Raw genomic sequence first — 17,834 nt, 5'->3', positions numbered from 1 at the left:
AATTTTTCTAATTTAGTATATGTGAATGATTTTTCAACTTTACTTCTATGCAATATTTCATACTTACGAAATGTTATTTATTTTTTATGAACTAGCTTATATTATATTCAATAAGTTTGATGTAAAAACGGAAAAAGAGAGGGATAATAATGAGCAATAAGAAGTTACTTTTGAAATTATTCATATGTAGTACGATATTTATCACATTTGTATTTGCTTTACATGATAAGAGAGTCGTTGCGGCTAGCTCTGTTAATGATCTTGAAAATTGGTCAAAATGGATGCAACCTATACCTGATAATATCCCGTTAGCACGAATTTCAATTCCAGGAACACATGATAGTGGAACGTTCAAGTTGCAAAATCCAATTAAGCAAGTATGGGGAATGACGCAAGAATATGATTTTCGTTACCAAATGGATCATGGAGCTCGCATTTTTGATATAAGAGGACGTTTAACAGATGATAATACGGTAGTTCTTCATCATGGGCCATTATATCTTTATGTAACACTGCGTGAATTCATAAACGAAGCGAAACAATTTCTAAAAGATAACCCAAGTGAAACGATTATTATGTCTTTAAAAAAAGAGTATGAGGATATGAAAGGGGCAGAAGGTTCCTTTAGTAGTACGTTTGAAAAAAGTTATTTTGTTGATCCTATCTTTTTAAAAACAGAAGGAAATATAAAATTGGGAGATGCTCGTGGGAAAATTGTACTACTAAAAAGATATGGTGGTAGTAATGAATCTGGAGGATATAATAATTTTTATTGGCCAGATAATGAGACGTTTACGACAACTGTAAATCAAAGCGTAAATGTAACGGTACAAGATAAATATAAAGTGGGTTATGATGAGAAAGTAAAATCTATTAAAGATACGATGGATGAAACGATGAATAATAGTGAGGATTTACATCATCTATATATAAATTTTACAAGTTTGTCTTCTGGTGGTACAGCATGGAATAGTCCATATTACTACGCCTCTTATATAAATCCTGAAATTGCAAACTATATAAAACAAAAGAATCCTACAAGAGTAGGCTGGATCATTCAAGATTATATAAATGAAAAGTGGTCACCATTGCTGTATCAAGAAGTTATAAGAGCGAACGAGTCACTTATAAAAGAATAAAGATGATGAGAGTAAGAAGCGATAAAATATGTCGCTTCTTTTTGTTTTCCAAAAACCAACATTGGATATCATACTTTCATGATAGAAAAAAATAAAAACATACGATATAATCATACATATAAAATTTGTACCTACAAATTTTATATGTATGAATGAATTTGATTTATTGTAATGAAATGGAGGTATATACTATGAAGTTTTCACATGATTTTTTATTCGGAGCTGCTTCAGCTTCTTACCAAGTAGAAGGTGCATGGAATGAAGATGGAAAAGGTGTTACGAATTGGGATGAGTTTTCAAAAATTCCTGGCAAAACATACAATGGAACAAATGGTGATGTAGCTGTTGATCATTATCATCGATATAAGGAAGATGTTCGCTTAATGGCTGAAATGGGGTTAGAATCGTATCGTTTTTCTATTTCTTGGGCGAGAATATTGCCGACTGGAGATGGAGAGGTAAATGAAAAAGGAATCGAATTTTATAACAACTTAATTGATGAATGTTTAAAATATGGGATTGTACCGTTTGTCACTTTATATCATTGGGATTTACCATTACCATTAGAAAAAGATGGTGGATGGACGAATAAACGAACAGCAGAAGCTTTCGTAAAATACGCAGAAATTTGTTTTAAGGCATTTGGTGATAGAGTTAAACATTGGATTACTTTTAATGAGACAGTAATGTTTTGTGGATTAGGTTATTTAAAAGGTGCACATCCACCAGGAATACAAAATGATGTTCCAAAGTATTTTCAAGCGACGCATTATGTATTTTATGCGCATGCGAAAACAGTTGCGGTGTACAAGCAGCTGAAACAATATGGGGAAATTGGGATTACACATGTTTTCTTACCTGCTTATAGTGTGGATGGTCAAAAAGAAAATATACTGGCAGCAAAGCATGCGAATGAATATGAAACGTATTGGTATTATGATCCAGTTTTAAAAGGTGAGTATCCGTCTTATGTTGTACAACAATTAAAGGAAAAAGGGTGGACGCCAAATTGGACGGTTGAAGAATTAGAAATCATTAAACAAAATGCTGAGAAGAATGATTTTATTGGCTTGAATTATTATCAACCAATACGAGTAGAAAGATACGATATGAATATAAAGAGCGAAGAGCATTCTCGGGAAAATTCAACACTTGCTCCAGGTAGTCCTTCTTTTGATGGTTTTTATCGAACAGTTAAAATGGATGATAAAACATATACAAAATGGGGATGGGAAATATCTCCCGAAGGTTTCTTAGATGGATTGCATATATTGAAAGAGCGTTACGGTGACATAAAGATGTATGTAACGGAAAATGGACTTGGTGATGAAGATCCAATCATTGACGGAGAAATTGTAGATGTTCCGAGAATTAAATTTATTGAAGAGCATTTAAAAGTAATAAAGCGTGCAATTGAAGAGGGAATCAATTTAAAAGGTTATTATGCATGGTCAGTGATTGATTTGTTAAGTTGGTTAAATGGATATAAAAAGCAATATGGCTTTATTTTTGTCGATCATAATGATAACTTAAAACGTAAGAAGAAACTTTCGTTTCATTGGTATAAACATGTGATTGAAACGAGAGGAGAAGAGTTATAACAGATAAAAGAGTATTTTAGGAGAAAGTGTATGAGTGCAAAGTATAAACAAATTGCAGATGTGTTAGAGCAAAACATTCGAGATGGGCTTTTTAATGAAACGAAAAAACTCCCTACAGAAGAAGCGTTAATGAATCGATTTGAAGTAAGCCGTAATACGATACGTAAAGTAATTAGTCAGCTTGTAAATAGAGGCTATATTTTTCAAGTGCAAGGTAGTGGTATGTTTTTACGCGAAACTTCTGTAACAGATTATATTAATTTAGGAAGTTTACGTGGATTAACGAAGAATCTTGTTTCGCAAAATATTGAAACGAAAGTGTTAGAGCTTGAAGTAATAGATGCGGACGAAGAGATAGCAAAGCGGATGCAATGTGAAGCTGGAACTAGGATATATTTTTTGAAGCGCTTAAGAATTGTAGATGGAAAACCATTCTCTATTGAAGTAAGTTATTTCAAAAAGGATATTATTCCATATTTGAATGAAGAAATAGCATTAAGTTCTGTATACAGTTATTTTATTGAAGATTTACGATTAAATATTGGTTTTGCCGATAAAGTTATTAGTTGTGAAAAAGTAAATAAAGAAAATGCCCAGCTTTTAGAATTGAATGAAGGTGATCCGGCGCTTCTTATTGAAAATACAGTTTGTCTTGTAAACGGGACAATTTTCGAATTATCTCAATCGATGTTTCATTATGAAAAGGCCAAACTTTTAAATCGGATCAATTTTAAGTGAAAAATGAATATAATTAACTTTACGAAAAAACAACTGATCATAAGTGATCAGTTGTTTTTTATTATTAAAGTGGATGAGCAAAAAAACATAAAAGTGGTTGGTCCGTTTTTTACAAACATCTATTATGATAAGAGAAGAAAGGTAGTATGTTATTAATGTTTTAAAAGGGAAATTCTTAATTAAAATAGACTGGCCTTAGAGAGGTGAATATACAATGAGCTTTGCGATTTCACTAGTCGTTATTATTGTAATTGTATCGCTGTTTGGGACCGTACTAGTTGCACGAAATGTGGAGGAGAATTACGGAAAGTCTACAAAGAGAAATGTGAAAAATTTATCAACTATTTATATTCTCCTACTTTTCGTACTACTTGTTGGGGTAACGTGGTATGCGGTAGTGATTTAATAGTTTTGAAAGAAAAAAATTATTATTGTATATGATGGAGGAGTATGATTTTGATAAAAAATGAACGCCACGTTTTAATTGTTTTTCCCCACCCAGATGATGAGTCATATTGCGTGGCAGGTACAATTTTAGCTTATGCGCAGCGAAAGGTTCCTCTAACTTATGTTTGCTTAACGTTAGGTGAAATGGGGAGAGCGATGGGAAATCCTCCTTTTGCAACACGTGAATCATTATATGCTATAAGAGAGAAAGAACTAAAGAGGGCTACAAATATTTTAGGTATTAAAGATTTACGTATGATGGGATATCGTGATAAAACTCTTGAATTTGAAACTCCCGGAGAGTTAAGACGTGTAATACAAAAATGTGTAGAAGAATTGAATCCTTCGTTAGTCATTTCTTTTTATCCGGGATATGCTGTTCATCCAGATCATGATGCAACAGGAGAAGCGGTGGCTGAGGCGTTAGCTACTATTCCGGCAAATAAAAGGCCAACATTTTATGCGGTAGCTTTTTCAAATAATCATGAAGCGGAAATAGGTCCTCCGCATTTAAAAAATGAAGTGAAAGATTATGTTCCAAAAAAGCTTGAGGCATTGCAAGCACATGCATCACAATTTGCGACTAAAGTAAAGGAACTGAAAAGAGAGTATGAAGAAGGTGTGCCGGAAACAATTGAGTGGTTAGAAAGAGAACCGTTTTGGATATATCCATTCAAAGATAAGAATAAGTAATGCTATAGCTGAAGGTGATGAATGTGTATTTTAAATATAAGAATCGAAAGGTCTTTTATAATATAGAAGGATCGGGTCCTGTCATATTGTTTTTACACGGCCTTGGAGGAAACGCAAATAATTGGTTATATCAAAGGCAATATTTTAAGAAAAAATGGACAGTGATCTCACTTGATTTACCAGGGCATGGGAAATCTGAAGGGCTGGAAATCCCTTTTAAAGACTACCTAAATGTTTTGTATGAGTTATGCAATTATTTAAAGTTAAAAAAAATAGTCATTTGTGGTCTTTCAAAGGGAGCTAGAGTCGGTATCGATTTTGCTACTCAATATCCAGACTTTGTTTCTAGCTTAATTGTTGTAAATGCATTTCCCTATTTGGAGCCTGAAGATCGAAAAAAACGACTTGAAGTATATGATTTACTTAGCTTACATGATAACGGAAAAACATGGGCGGATACATTGTTGAAGGCGATGGGAGTAGCCAGTAATGAAGTGATTGTCAGGGGGTTTTATCAATCTTTACAGTCTATTAATCCGGGTCATATTCAAATGTTATTTGCTGAATTAGTTGATTATGATCAAAGACTGTTTCTTTCAAATATTTCATGTCCTGTTTTAATTATAAGAGGGAGATATGATGATTTTGTGCCAGAAAAATATGTAAGAGAGTTTGAAAAATATATAAAAAATACAACTTTCATTGAGTTTAAAAATAGCGGGCACTTACCTTATTTAGAGCAGCCACTTAGCTTTAATGCTACGGTAGAAACATTTTTAAATCATGCGCTTAATTAATACTATTGTTACAGTGAATACTGTCATTAGTGAGTAAAGTATAGTTAGTTTTGAGAGGAGGCAACAGGGTGGAATGGAAACCAAATCGTGCAGATAAAACGCCTGTATATAAACAAATAGCGGATTATATTGAAAGGGGTATTTCTTCAGGTGAGTTTCCTTCTGATAGCAAGTTACCTTCTGAGCGGATGTTAGCAAAAGAGTTACAGGTGAACCGGAGTACAATAGTAGCTGCATATGAAGAACTAAAATCACTTGGAGTAGTAGAACGGCAAAAAGGAAGCGGAACAAGGGTGAATACAGACATATGGGGTGTTTCACATAAACGAATACCGAACTGGGGTAGGTACGTTGAGGATGGATCGTTCTTACCTAATGTACCACTCGTTCAACAAATTAGAACAGAAACACAAAAAGATGACTTAATTAATTTAGCGAGTGGTGAATTGGCACCAGAATTAATTCCGAGTGATAGATTCCGAACGATTTTGTCGGAGAAAACATTTATGGAAAACCTCGGTTATGACCATCCACTTGGAAATGAAATGTTGAGAAAAACAATTGCAGCACATGTTCAGCAATATAAACAAATTGAAGCGGATTCAAGTTCGATCCTTATTACATCAGGAGCACAGCAGGCACTTAATCTTATCGTTCAATGCTTATTAAAGCCTGGAGATGCGATTGCAATTGAGGATCCCTCCTATTGTTTCTCACTTCCCATGTTTAAATCTGCAGGGTTAAAAATATTCCATTTACCTGTTGATCAGCATGGAATGAATCCAGATGACTTAATTGAGTTGCATAAAAAGCATCGTATTCGTATGGTATTTTTAAATCCAGATTATCAAAATCCAACTGGAACTGTGCTTTCATTAGCGAGACGTAAAAAGATTTTAGAACTGTCTTCTGAATTTGGGATACCAATTGTAGAAGATGATCCGTATAGTTTAACTTCATTTAATGGAGAAGTGAATCCAACATTAAAATCAATGGATCAAAACGGGAATGTTCTTTATATAAGTTCATTATCAAAAGTTGTTGCATCAGGATTACGTATTGGATGGGTAATTGGTCCTACGCGTGTAATAGAGCGTTTAGCAGATGCAAAGCAACAAGTTGATTTTGGTCATAGTGTATTTACGCAGTGGGTAGCGAATCAATTTTTAGAATCAGAGGATTTTCATACGCACATTACGATGCTGCGTGGACAATTGAAGCAAAGAAGAGATGTATTAATTGCAATGCTTGACGAAATATTGGGAGACCGAGTTGAATGTTTCGTTCCAGAGGGTGGAATACATGTATGGTGCAAGGTGAAGGGAACGTTTGATGAATACCACTTGTTAGGTGAATCTATACGAAATGGTGTCGCATTTGTTCCGGGAAGTGTTTTAGGCTCTAAAAATGAATATATCCGATTTACGTTTGGGAGAGCGAATATAGAACAAATTCAATTTGGAATTGCACGGTTTGCTGATACGTTAAATGAGATTTCATAATATGAATGTGAGATAGTGAAAAGAGGGAAAGAAATGAAGTACGTGACACTTTTACTTCAAGTAGGCGTGCTGTATATATTTAGCTTAGTTGGTCTATGGATTCAGGAAGTATTTCAACTATCGATGCCAGGAAGTTTAATAGGGATGTTAATATTGTTCTTGCTCCTTTCTACTCGGATTTTGCCATTAAGATGGTTTGAGTTAGGTGCGAAGAAATTAATCGTATTTTTACCGTTATTTCTCATTCCTTCGACAACAGGTCTGATGGAATACGGGTCTTTTCTTTTCAGTAAGGGGAGTATTATATTCATGTTAGTAGTTGCAAGTACGGTAGTAACTTTGATTATTTCAGGGTATATAAGTCAATTATTAGTAACATCAAAAAAATAAAATCGACAAGGTGCACGATGCAAATGGTCTTCATTATTATTACTGTAGTAATGTATGTATTGGCGACAAAGTTATATAAAAAATTTACGTTTCCATTTATGTTACCGGTGTTAACAGCTACGGCAATTATGATTTGTTTATTTCTGATTTTTGATATTTCTCATCATGAGTATAGGGAAAATGGTGGAGATATTCTTTCTAGTTTATTGAGTCCTGCAATTGTAGCATTAGCGATACCTTTATTTAAAGAGCGAAGAATACTAATGAAAAACTTTTTTTCGATACTTATCGGTGTAGCGGTAGGCATAGTGGCTTTAACGAGTATGAATGTAGTGATTGGTGAGATGTTAAATATAGATAAGGAACTCATATTAACAACACTCCCACAATTAGCGACGATGCCTATTGCTATTTCATTAGCGGATCAAATTGGTGGTATTCCATCTATGACTTCTAGTTTTGTAGTTGTTGCAGGAATCACAGGTGCTATTATCGGACCAACAGTACTTAAGTTTTTCCGTATAACGAGCACGATTGGAAAAGGAGTGGGAATGGGTTGCGCCTCACATATTATCGGTGTGAGCCGTCTCGTGAAGGAAGGCGAGAAAGAAGCGACGATCGGTTCGGTGACGATGATTGTAACCGGAATACTTATTAGTATAGTCATACCGTATGGAACGAAATTTATATTTTAAAATGTAATGGAGATGATGAAAATGACAACATGGTTTATAGTTACATTATTTATTTTTGGAGCTATCAAAGTATTAGTTTCTAGTATGCCCACTTCTGTTGTAGAATCAATTATTAGTAGATTTGAATTGCATCAAAAGCTTGAGGAAGAGAATACCTCTATATCGATAGATGGAAGAAATATAGAGGGAGAGACGAAACTTCAAGTTATTCATGAATTTAATGAGGCTCTATTTTTAGATAAACATTATTTTCCACCACGCGGGGAAGGAACACCAATCGTTATTAACACGAAGAAAGGGAATAAAGAGATTAGGTTTTCTCTGTATAGCCATGAGGAACATGTTGATGTAATAAAGCAATATAAAAAGAAAATCGTTGCCTATCGTTTACGTTCAAAAAGTCTTCAAAACCCTACATCATTAATGGTAACCGAAGATTATGCTTAAGAAGAGATCTATAAGGATCTCTCAGACTGCAGACAAACTATTTTTTGAGAGTGCAGATGCTAAAAAATAATTTGTCTCTTGCTTTATAGAAAATTTATCCAACAACATTTATACGTAGTGTTTTCTATGCTACAATTTACTACAAGTGAGGAAGGAAGGTGTCTTATGAAAATATCCGTCTATGTTGCAAGTGCATTTAGCAAGGATCATAAAGGTGGAAATAAAGCAGGAGTGGTATTTATTGAGAATACATTGACCACTACGCAAAAAATGGCAATAGCCAAACAACTGGGCTATGCGGAAACCGCATTTATATCAGAATCTGAAATTGCTGATTATAAATTTGAGTATTTTACACCAAAAGAAGAAGTTGATTTATGTGGTCATGCCACAATTGGCTCTTTCGCGATACTAATGCATTTAAATAAACTTTTCAGGAATCGCTATACGATTGAAACGAACAGCGGTGTTCTTACTATTACCATAAAAGATGACATCATATTCATGGAACAAAACAAACCGATATTCTATGATGTTGTATCTCCAAACGAGTTCATCGACTGTTTTGATATGAAAGCTATAGACAATACATATCCAATTCAAATTGTCTCCACAGGCTTAAAAGATATTTTAATTCCTATAAAAAGCGAAACACGATTACATACACTGCAACCTAATTTTGAAAAAATTAAAGAAATTAGCAAGTATTATAATGTTGTCGGAATGCATCTATATACTTTTAATGACAATCGAATTATATGCAGAAATTTTGCTCCACTATACGACATCAATGAAGAAGCAGCGACTGGGACTTCAAACGGTGCATTAGCTTGCTACCTTTATGAACAGCACAACTTGCAAAAAGAAGTCTATGTATTTGAACAAGGTTATTCTTTACACGCGCCTTCTGAAATATTAGTTAAATTAGCAACCAATAGCAACAATAAAGTAGAAAAAGTTTATGTTGGCGGCAAAGGCTATTACTGTGAAACTAAGTATTTAAATGTAGAAAATATTGATTGAAAATAAAGAGATCTATAAGGATCTCTTTATTTTTGTATGAAATCATATACTTTCCAAATAAAAGAAAAGAAAATCATATAGCCAAATAAAGAATATGTATGATTCCAATCTAAGCTATGAATAAAGAAACCGAATCTTTCAGCAATCTGTTCAAAAATGCTAGCACAAATACCGATTGAAATAATAAAAAGAATTCTAGAAACTGTAGATAATCTTTTTGAAATTTGTATAAAAATCGTTGTTAAAATCGGTAGTACAAAGAGAGTAAAGCCGATGTTAACTGAAAATATGGAGGGAAAGGGTCTAACCGGAAAGGAATATAATTGTTTTGCAACAAAAAATGCATCTAAGTAAGTTCCGATAATAGAAGAGAGTAAGATTGTAATGACTAATGCGAAAAGGTTATTCGTCTTCTCGAAGGAGAACATTTTTCTTTGCAAGAATGGCAAGTTCAATTTTTTCGAGTGTTTTACAGTAGTCTTCTGTAATTTGTCCATTTATATTTTCCTCCTTATCCACTAAGTAATTTACGACTTGCCAGTCCGTAAACCAATCTTCATTGTCAACTTCTTCATGCTCTATATCTCGCCATGCGTAGATGAGTGCAGGACTGTATATACGATAAGCGCCATTACGCAACTGGCATTTCTTTATTCGGCGTTTATAAAACTCACGAGAAAAAGATTCATTCACACTTGAAAATAAATGAGGCCAGTAATCTTTCCTTGATCCTGTATGAGGATGGTGTTGGGCCCAGCTTATTACTTGAGATAAAACATGTGTATCCCGAAATAATAATGAATACAACCTTTTTCCAATTAAGATCCGTTCATGTAAGGAAGTGAAATGTTTCATTGTATCACCAAATAGTAATACTTTTTCTTTCTTATCATTTGCGTAGAATGGGAAAAGGATATGATTAAACTGAAAGAAATCAAATAGTTTAAATCCAATACTATTTAGTACAGTCTTTTTAAAGTGTACATTTTGAATCACTCTTTTTTCTAAGTAGTTTTGTTCATTAATAATAGTTGCAATTGCTAATGTTTTTTTATTACCTGTTTTCCAAAAATCGTTCCACATCGTTTCCATAAATGTAGAAACATTTAGGTGAGGGAGAAGGTGAAATAGTTTTTGTGATCTTTTTACACTTTGTTCATAAAGCAGAAATTGAGGATATACATCTTGAAAAATAAGCCAATTCCCTCTTTCTAAAAAAGAAAAAAATGTGATTTGATCTTTCTCTGATAAAATTTTTGTATATAAATCGCCCTTTAAATCAGTCATATTCCAACCGCCGTTACGTGAAACCATATGCCCAAGTAGTGCCCAATGTATTTCTGGATATTGAACGTAAAATTGGTAGTATGCACGTGTTCTTGTAACATTATTTTTATTTAGCTGTTCTGTCTGCATTTTTATGTTGTTGATAATGAGCTGCTCTTCTTTCGTTAATTTATACATTGTGCCAGAATGAATGAGGTTGCTTTTTTGTTTCAATTCATTTTTTACATCAAATAGGAAGAGAGGCAGTGCTTTGGAAGGTCCGTTATATGTATGATTTGAATTACTTCGGTACATTCCGTTACCTCCCTTTTTCATAAATTTAAACATGACTATTGGATATGAATCATTCTATTTATTTTATTACGAGTATAAGAAATAAATGAGCGGTGTTTTTGACTGGGAATTTAGTTATCATGCAAACAGTATAAAAAATCTTACTGTTGTAAGGTGAAATGAAAAAACGAAACTATATTTAATAGTTTCGTTTTTTTATTTTGTCAATTAAATGTAACAAACGACGATTATGATTTGAATCAATTGAAAATAATTCAATAAATTTTAATTGAAATGCTTGGTAGGAGGAAAAGGAATGCTAAATAAAATAATTTTAATCACAGGTGGCACAGGTTCGTGGGGACATGAACTTATAAAACAACTATTAGAAAAATCACCGAAAGAAATTAGGGTTTTTTCAAGAAATGAAACGGTTCAGTTTGAAATGCAGCAACAGTTTATAAATGATGATAGATTAAAATTTATTATTGGAGATATTCGTGACAAGGATCAATTAGTTTATGCATGTCAAGGTGTACATTATGTATTCCATCTTGCAGCTTTAAAACATGTTCCAGTATGTGAGTATTATCCTTATGAAGCTATAAAAACTAATATACATGGTACGCAAAATGTAATCGAAGCATCTATACAGATGCAAGTTGAGAAAGTTATATATGTTTCAACGGATAAAGCAGCCGATCCATCAAATACGTATGGGATGACAAAAGCAATTGGTGAAAAGTTAATGGTTCATGCGAATGTACAAACGAAGAAAACAAAATTTATTTGTGTTCGTGGTGGAAATGTTTTAGGGACGAGTGGAAGTGTGGTACCGCTTTTTAAAAAACAAATTAAAAAATCTTCACAAGTAGGGATTACCGATGCAAATATGACTAGATTTTTCTTAACAATTGAAGATGCTGTTGGATTGTTATTTAAAGCCGTATATCAAGGTAGAGGTGGGGAAATCTTTGTTATGAAAATGCCGGCATGTAAAATAACAGATTTAGCAGAAGTGTTAATTGAAGATTCAAAAAAAGAAAATGTGAAATTAAAAGAGGTAGGGATAAGGCCGGGTGAAAAATTAAGTGAAATGCTTTTATCTGAGGTAGAGAGTAAAACGAGTATAAGTTTTGATCAAAATTATTTTGTGGTACTACCTACTATTCCTATAGAAGGGCTTCAAGAATATTATGCTAGTTATCCGATTGTAGATGTAAAGAGTTTTAGTTCTCAACAAGACTTACTTGCAAAACATGAGGTGAAACAAATGTTATTAAAAGGAGGTTTTTTACAATGAAAAAAAATGCGAGCCTTTTAATAACGGGTGCAAATGGTTTTACAGGACGTCATGCTTACGAATATTTTTTTAAGCAGGGCTTTCATGTAATTCCTATGTTTCAAAATCATGCACATAGAGAGAAAAATGAAAATGGTATTACTTGTAATTTAACAAATAAGAGCGAAGTAATGAAGGTGATTAAACATATAAAGCCAGATTATGTATTGCATTTAGCAGGAAGGAATTCGGTCATAGAGTCTTGGACAGCTGCACTTGAATATGTAGAGATTAATGTAATAGGGACGTTATATTTATTAGAAGCAATTAAGCAAGAAGCACCACATTGTAGAACGTTAGTTATAGGATCTGCTTTGCAAGTAGATAGTATAAAGGAAATAAAAATTTCAAATCCATATAGTTTAAGTAAAACGATGCAAGTCATTATTGCAGAGGCTTGGGGCGGATTAATGGATTCAAATATTATCATTGCAAAGCCCTCAAACTTAATTGGTCCAGGGGTATCGAATGGCATTTGTTCGATTCTCGCAAAGAAAATGATAGATATAGAATTAGGGAGAAGTAAAGCCATTATTGAAGTGAATAGTTTGAAAGATAGCAGGGATTTTTTAGATGTACGTGATGCGGTTAAAGCGTATCACGTGCTATTACGAGATGGAATAAGTGGAAAACAATATAATGTCGGGTCAGGAGTGAAACGATCTTTATTAAATGTACTAGAACAATATAAAGAATTAACTCAGCTGAATTTTTTCATAGAAGAAACAGAGAAAAGTGGGAGCGACTCAAATGAGAGTTTAATAATAGAGGAAATAAAAAGGTTAGGTTGGATCCCGGAAATTCAATTTCATCAATCATTAAAAGATGTACTTGAGTATGCGAAGTGTAGTGACATTTGCATTCAATGAAAAATAAAAAAGGGTGTAAGAAATACATGAATGGCTATGAAACAATAAATAATCAAAATAACCTATTTCTTTTAATTGTTGATACGCTGGACTGGAAGGGTGAAGAAGAGCATGCTTTGCGTATCTATGAGGCGATAAATAAATGTCGAGCCTATGTGGAAGGGAAAAAGGGCGAGCGGAAAAATCCAGTAATAGATGAAGGAACTAGGCTTGTAATCCGAATTTTTGCTCAGTATGAATGTAGTGAGTATGGAAATGATTTTTATGACCTCATTAAAAATTTTTTGCAAGATATAGGATTCGAGTTAAAGGTTTATATAAATAATAGTAAGTTTACTTACATTTAATAGATTAGTACAAAATAAGATTTTTAATAATAAAGGTGGATATAAATTATGAATAAAAAGATTCTCTTTACTGGGGGCGGTACAGCCGGACACGTAATGATTAATATGGTATTGATTCCTAAATTTATGGAAAAAGGATGGGGAGTTGAGTATATTGGATCTCAAAATGGAATTGAAAAACTATTAGTTCAAAATGTTAAATACAATATTGTTTCAACAGGGAAGCTTAGGAGATATTGGGATTTGGAGAACTTTAAAGATCCTTTTAAAATAATAAAAGGTTGTATTCAAAGTTATAAATTAATGAAACGAATAAAACCAGATGTTATTTTTTCGGCAGGAGGATTTGTTTCCGTTCCTGTAGTAATAGGAGCATGGATGAATAAAGTACCCGTAATAATACGTGAACCAGATAGTACGTTAGGATTAGCAAATAAAATAGCATTACCTTTTACTACAAAACTATGTACAACATTTCCTCAGACAGGAGAAAATGTAAGTAATGAGAAGAAGGTTTATGTAGGACCAATTGTAAGGGAAGAAATTGAGAGAGGCAACGTATTACGGGGAAGAAGCTATTGTAAATTTAAGCAAGATAAACCAGTATTGTTAATTATGGGTGGGAGTCAAGGGGCTCAATGGATAAATGATATGGTAAGAAAAAGTTTGGAAACATTGTTATTAAATTTTAATATTGTTCATATGTGCGGTAAAGGGAAGATAGATTCATCTATTGGCGTGGAAGGTTATATGCAATTCGAATATATAGGGGAAGAGTTGCCGCATATACTAAATATGGCGAGTGTTGTAATTTCCAGAGCAGGTTCTACTGCTATTTCTGAATTGCTATTCTTGAAGAAACCGATGTTGCTTATCCCGTTAACTAACAGTTCCAGTAGGGGAGATCAAGTTTTAAATGCTGAATATTTTTCTCGGCAAGGATATGCGGAAGTTATACTCCAAGACAGAGTAAGTACGAATACATTTATACATGCAGTAAATAAGTTGTATACAAATAAGGAGAGATATATTCAAAACATGAATGGATATAAGAAAACCAATAATGAGGGGATTCATCAATTAATAGATATAATCAATGAAGTCGTGAAGTAATAGAAATGTAAATAAAAGACAAAAGGAAAGAAGATATCTTCTTTCCTTTTTACTATAGTTGTTCAAATTCATTAGTACTTATCCAGATTGGCTATGTACTATGGGTGAATCCCGATTTCTAATAGCTCAGTAAATGCATTAGTATGGATAGGTTTACTATAATAGTAACCTTGAATAAACTGACATTTATTTTTTTGAAGGAAATTCACGTGTTCTTTCGTTTCTACACCTTCAGCAATAACAGACATTCCTAATGTATTTGCTAATGTGATGATTGTTTTAATAATTTCCATTCCATCGTCACATGTTTCAGACATTGTAATAAATTCTCTTGGGATTTTTAATGTATCGATTGGATATAAAGGTAAGTAAGCTAGCGAAGAATAGCCTGTACCAAAGTCGTCGATTGAAATATGAATCCCTAAACTTTTTAGTGTACGCAATTTTATCAATGTTTCTCGCTCATCCATCATTGCAATTCGCTCTGTTAACTCAAGATCGAGAGAACTTGCTGGTAAACCTGTATTTGCTAAAGTAGAAGAAATAGACTTTACAAAATCCTCTTGTTCAAATTCTTTAGCGGATAAATTTACACCTATTTTTAAATGTGAATACCCGAGTACGTGCCAACGTTTCATTTGCGCACAAGCCTGCTCTAATGTCCATTTTCCTATTGGAATAATTTGTAGTGTTTCTTCTGCAATCGGAATAAACTCGTATGGAGAAATAACGCCTAATTCAGGATGATTCCACCTGATTAGAGCTTCTGCACCGATAATTTTATTAGATTCACTATCAACTTGAGGTTGATACAAAAGGAACAATTCTTCATTTTGTATTGCATTTGATAAATCTTTTTCTAATCGTAATCGTCTTTCAATTTTTTTAGCGATTACATCGTCATAAATAGAGACAGCGTTAAGCTCTTTTGTCTTTGCATCATACATTGCAACATTAGCGTTTTTTAAAAGTGTAGCGGTATCGATTCCGGAGTGTGGATAAATAGCGATACCGATACTCAGTGATAAAGTTAATGTATGCTCATATATGACAAACGGCTTTTCTATGCTTTTAAATAATTGGTTACATAACTCGAATAAAGCATCTTCGTCAGTATAATTTTCAATTAAGATTGTAAACTCATCACCACCGATTCTTGACAGATGAGTATGTGATGGAAGACATGATTGGAATCGCTTTGCAACTTCTTCTAATATGTAATCTCCTGCCGAATGTCCAAGTGTATCGTTGATTGCTTTAAAGCGATCTAAGTCTAAATATAATAATGCAAACTCGCTTTCTGTTTTTTCAGTACTTTTTATAACCTTTTTTAATTTCTTATGGAAAAAGGCACGGTTCCCAATTTTCGTTACAGTATCATGGAATGCTAAATATTTTATTTCTTCTTGCTGTTTTTTTAGTGCAGTAATATCTTTCACCATAATATAGCTTCCTGAAATTTGACCGTCTATCATAATAGGAACGATGGTAACGTATAAAAAATAAGTAAAGCCATCTTTATATTGAGAACTAAGTTGTAAGGATGCCGATTCTTGTTGTTTCACTTTTTCTAATGCTGATATTAGTTTATGTTTATCTTCATCTAAAATAATCGAAAAACAAGTTTCACCAAGTAACTCGTCTGTTGGTGCTCCAAGTAGTATACTTCCAGCTTTATTTACATTTAAGAATACGCCATTTAAATCAATTGTAAAAATAGGATCAGGGTGATATTCATATAATGATTTGAATTTTTGTTGCTTTTGAGATAGAGCCTCTGATTTATGAACTAAATCTGAAGTCCGTAAAGTAACTTTTTCTTCTAATTGGGCATTAAATACCTGTAAACGTTTGGTTAGGGAATTATTTTGCATACGTACAATAGAATGACGAATGAGTACGAAAATAAAAGTAATACAATTTCCCGTAATGAGAGTTGAAGACGATGTTTGTTCTTTTAACGTAAACCCGATTAGTATTGCAACGGCAAGATAGGGAAATACAACTAGAGCCTTTTTTCCTATTATAGGGTTAACAATGAAATAATTTTTATGGCTATTATGATCTTCTGAAATAGATCCAGCTATTGCAATAAGTAATATAGGTATTCTATATAAAAGACGTAATAATGTTATTGTTTCTGTTGATAAATGGTTATTTAGGTAAAAATAAATATAGTTAAAAGTTGCAGAACTTATTAATACAAAAATAAAGATGTAAATTTTCCGTTTGGAATTAAAAATTGTTGGACGGAAAAAGAGACTTACACCTAGTAGAAGAAATAATAAATCTGCAATTGGATATAGAAATGAAAGGAAAACATCTCCTAGTGAAAGAGAGAATATATTTAAATTTGGTTGATTAAATAAATACCACTCCAATGTGAATATGGAAGTAAGTACTATGCATATATCACAAATAAAGAACGCTTTTTCCCATTTATCGCATTCTTTTAAGATTTTATAGCAGAAAGCGATAAGACAGAAGAGTAGAAAAAACATGTAAAATACATCAGAAATAGTAAAACGATGTATTGGAATTTCGAAGAAGCTATCTTGATATGTATATACTATTTTCCCTAATAAAAAACTACCAATTGCTATTGTGATACATATCCAAAACGGATTTGAACTGACTTTTTTAGAATATATAGAGTAAATGAGTGAAACAAATGTAATAGCTTCAACAATAAGTGAAGCGAAGCGTACATCTGAATTTGAAAAATGAGTGGGGAACAGATAGAAAAACATAAAATAGATTGAATAACATATTAATGTTCCAATTAATATACATAGTTGTAAATTTTTATTTAATTTCAATGAAATCACCTTCTTTAATTATGCACTATATTCGTAATATCTATACATAATAATATTATTTAAGAATTGTATCAGATTTCCTTATAAAAATCATGCGTATAATGAAAGTGATAAAGAGTTTAATACTTCTTAAAATTGAAAAATTATTGTGTTTGATAGTATGTATTACATCAAGATTTTAAATGGAAATTGTATATTTAGTCATCCTTTGAATATTAACGGTTTTTTAGTGGTTCGCAAGTGAATATGCATAATTGCATAAAGATACTACATTCAATTTTATATAAAATGTTTTTGTTATAAAGTATGAAC

18 protein-coding genes are annotated in these 17,834 nt (G+C 32.7%); 15 read left to right on the top strand and 3 right to left on the bottom strand.

Going from position 1 to position 17,834, the window contains the following annotated elements; translation table 11 throughout:
- The first annotated feature begins 149 nt into the window (after positions 1-149).
- The 11 genes from plcA to DN390_RS09200 all read left to right on the top strand — a co-directional run bounded on the left by plcA (position 150) and on the right by DN390_RS09200 (position 9,472).
- Positions 150-1,139 carry a phosphatidylinositol diacylglycerol-lyase gene (gene plcA / locus DN390_RS09250; protein ID WP_147807237.1) on the top strand — a complete coding sequence of 330 codons (990 nt, stop codon included), beginning with the start codon at positions 150-152 and terminating at the stop codon, positions 1,137-1,139.
- Positions 1,140-1,330: 191 nt separating this feature from the next.
- Positions 1,331-2,740 (top strand): glycoside hydrolase family 1 protein, encoded by a 1,410-nt coding sequence (locus DN390_RS09245; RefSeq protein WP_147807236.1) that lies wholly within the window; start codon positions 1,331-1,333, stop codon positions 2,738-2,740.
- Positions 2,741-2,770: 30 nt separating this feature from the next.
- Positions 2,771-3,478, top strand: coding sequence for a GntR family transcriptional regulator (locus DN390_RS09240; protein WP_098593849.1), 708 nt, complete (start codon positions 2,771-2,773; stop codon positions 3,476-3,478).
- A 214-nt stretch (positions 3,479-3,692) separates the two neighbouring features.
- Positions 3,693-3,884, top strand: coding sequence for a hypothetical protein (locus DN390_RS09235; RefSeq protein WP_000006469.1), 192 nt, complete (start codon positions 3,693-3,695; stop codon positions 3,882-3,884).
- A 53-nt stretch (positions 3,885-3,937) separates the two neighbouring features.
- Entirely contained in the window at positions 3,938-4,618 is a 681-nt protein-coding gene (gene bshB2, locus DN390_RS09230) for a bacillithiol biosynthesis deacetylase BshB2 (RefSeq protein WP_097949905.1), read from the top strand.
- A 23-nt stretch (positions 4,619-4,641) separates the two neighbouring features.
- On the top strand, positions 4,642-5,415 hold the full coding sequence (locus tag DN390_RS09225; protein ID WP_147807235.1) for an alpha/beta fold hydrolase: 774 nt from the start codon (positions 4,642-4,644) through the stop codon (positions 5,413-5,415).
- A gap of 68 nt (positions 5,416-5,483) precedes the next feature.
- The gene (gene pdxR, locus DN390_RS09220) at positions 5,484-6,917 is read left to right on the top strand and encodes a MocR-like pyridoxine biosynthesis transcription factor PdxR (protein WP_147807234.1); all 1,434 of its coding nucleotides are present in this window, start codon (positions 5,484-5,486) and stop codon (positions 6,915-6,917) included.
- 33 nt (positions 6,918-6,950) lie between these two features.
- Complete coding sequence (locus tag DN390_RS09215; RefSeq protein WP_147807233.1) at positions 6,951-7,307, top strand: CidA/LrgA family holin-like protein; 357 nt, start codon at positions 6,951-6,953, stop codon at positions 7,305-7,307.
- A 23-nt stretch (positions 7,308-7,330) separates the two neighbouring features.
- On the top strand, positions 7,331-8,002 hold the full coding sequence (locus DN390_RS09210; protein WP_147807232.1) for an LrgB family protein: 672 nt from the start codon (positions 7,331-7,333) through the stop codon (positions 8,000-8,002).
- 21 nt (positions 8,003-8,023) lie between these two features.
- The gene (locus DN390_RS09205; protein ID WP_147807231.1) at positions 8,024-8,449 is read left to right on the top strand and encodes a YfmQ family protein; all 426 of its coding nucleotides are present in this window, start codon (positions 8,024-8,026) and stop codon (positions 8,447-8,449) included.
- Positions 8,450-8,614: 165 nt separating this feature from the next.
- Complete coding sequence (locus DN390_RS09200; protein ID WP_147807230.1) at positions 8,615-9,472, top strand: PhzF family phenazine biosynthesis protein; 858 nt, start codon at positions 8,615-8,617, stop codon at positions 9,470-9,472.
- Between the two features lie 26 nt (positions 9,473-9,498).
- Here the strand turns inward: DN390_RS09200 and DN390_RS09195 are convergent, their stop codons facing one another.
- Positions 9,499-9,969, bottom strand: a complete 471-nt coding sequence (locus DN390_RS09195) for a CBO0543 family protein (protein ID WP_048550015.1) — start codon at positions 9,967-9,969, stop codon at positions 9,499-9,501.
- Positions 9,875-11,053 carry a DUF2515 domain-containing protein gene (locus DN390_RS09190; protein ID WP_147807229.1) on the bottom strand — a complete coding sequence of 393 codons (1,179 nt, stop codon included), beginning with the start codon at positions 11,051-11,053 and terminating at the stop codon, positions 9,875-9,877. The genes DN390_RS09195 and DN390_RS09190 overlap by 95 nt, the downstream gene beginning before the upstream one ends.
- A 295-nt stretch (positions 11,054-11,348) precedes the next feature.
- Between DN390_RS09190 and DN390_RS09185 the strand changes: the two genes are divergently transcribed.
- Genes DN390_RS09185 through DN390_RS09170 form a run of 4 tightly spaced genes read left to right on the top strand, consistent with a single transcriptional unit; the run spans position 11,349 to position 14,703 of the window.
- The gene (locus DN390_RS09185) at positions 11,349-12,335 is read left to right on the top strand and encodes a UDP-N-acetylglucosamine 4,6-dehydratase family protein (protein ID WP_147807228.1); all 987 of its coding nucleotides are present in this window, start codon (positions 11,349-11,351) and stop codon (positions 12,333-12,335) included.
- On the top strand, positions 12,332-13,243 hold the full coding sequence (locus DN390_RS09180; RefSeq protein ID WP_147807227.1) for an NAD-dependent epimerase/dehydratase family protein: 912 nt from the start codon (positions 12,332-12,334) through the stop codon (positions 13,241-13,243). Before DN390_RS09185 ends, DN390_RS09180 begins: the two co-directional genes overlap by 4 nt.
- Positions 13,240-13,590, top strand: a complete 351-nt coding sequence (locus tag DN390_RS09175) for a DUF6572 domain-containing protein (RefSeq protein WP_147807392.1) — start codon at positions 13,240-13,242, stop codon at positions 13,588-13,590. The genes DN390_RS09180 and DN390_RS09175 overlap by 4 nt, the downstream gene beginning before the upstream one ends.
- 48 nt (positions 13,591-13,638) lie before the next feature.
- Positions 13,639-14,703: an undecaprenyldiphospho-muramoylpentapeptide beta-N-acetylglucosaminyltransferase gene (locus tag DN390_RS09170; protein WP_147807226.1), complete on the top strand. Its 1,065-nt coding sequence runs from the start codon at positions 13,639-13,641 to the stop codon at positions 14,701-14,703.
- A 98-nt stretch (positions 14,704-14,801) separates the two neighbouring features.
- Here the strand turns inward: DN390_RS09170 and DN390_RS09165 are convergent, their stop codons facing one another.
- Positions 14,802-17,522 carry a sensor domain-containing phosphodiesterase gene (locus DN390_RS09165; protein ID WP_147807225.1) on the bottom strand — a complete coding sequence of 907 codons (2,721 nt, stop codon included), beginning with the start codon at positions 17,520-17,522 and terminating at the stop codon, positions 14,802-14,804.
- Between the last annotated feature and the right edge of the window lie 312 nt (positions 17,523-17,834).

This window comes from Bacillus sp. SH7-1, from assembly GCF_008042405.1.
In the GTDB taxonomy this organism is placed as follows: Bacteria; Bacillota; Bacilli; order Bacillales; family Bacillaceae_G; genus Bacillus_A; species Bacillus_A thuringiensis_N.
Note: the sequence above shows the minus strand (reverse complement) of the source record. Positions and strands in the feature narration are given on the sequence as shown.

Bases quoted from the DNA above. Each gene is read 5' to 3' on its own strand.
- plcA (WP_147807237.1), top strand. From the start codon at position 150: ATGAGCAATAAGAAGTTACTTTTGAAATTATTCATATGTAGTACGATA.
- DN390_RS09245 (WP_147807236.1), top strand. From the start codon at position 1,331: ATGAAGTTTTCACATGATTTTTTATTCGGAGCTGCTTCAGCTTCTTAC.
- DN390_RS09240 (WP_098593849.1), top strand. From the start codon at position 2,771: ATGAGTGCAAAGTATAAACAAATTGCAGATGTGTTAGAGCAAAACATT.
- DN390_RS09235 (WP_000006469.1), top strand. From the start codon at position 3,693: ATGAGCTTTGCGATTTCACTAGTCGTTATTATTGTAATTGTATCGCTG.
- DN390_RS09215 (WP_147807233.1), top strand. From the start codon at position 6,951: ATGAAGTACGTGACACTTTTACTTCAAGTAGGCGTGCTGTATATATTT.
- DN390_RS09210 (WP_147807232.1), top strand. From the start codon at position 7,331: ATGGTCTTCATTATTATTACTGTAGTAATGTATGTATTGGCGACAAAG.
- DN390_RS09205 (WP_147807231.1), top strand. From the start codon at position 8,024: ATGACAACATGGTTTATAGTTACATTATTTATTTTTGGAGCTATCAAA.
- DN390_RS09200 (WP_147807230.1), top strand. From the start codon at position 8,615: ATGAAAATATCCGTCTATGTTGCAAGTGCATTTAGCAAGGATCATAAA.
- DN390_RS09195 (WP_048550015.1), bottom strand. From the start codon at position 9,969: ATGGACAAATTACAGAAGACTACTGTAAAACACTCGAAAAAATTGAAC.
- DN390_RS09190 (WP_147807229.1), bottom strand. From the start codon at position 11,053: ATGTACCGAAGTAATTCAAATCATACATATAACGGACCTTCCAAAGCA.
- DN390_RS09185 (WP_147807228.1), top strand. From the start codon at position 11,349: ATGCTAAATAAAATAATTTTAATCACAGGTGGCACAGGTTCGTGGGGA.
- DN390_RS09180 (WP_147807227.1), top strand. From the start codon at position 12,332: ATGAAAAAAAATGCGAGCCTTTTAATAACGGGTGCAAATGGTTTTACA.
- DN390_RS09175 (WP_147807392.1), top strand. From the start codon at position 13,240: ATGAAAAATAAAAAAGGGTGTAAGAAATACATGAATGGCTATGAAACA.
- DN390_RS09170 (WP_147807226.1), top strand. From the start codon at position 13,639: ATGAATAAAAAGATTCTCTTTACTGGGGGCGGTACAGCCGGACACGTA.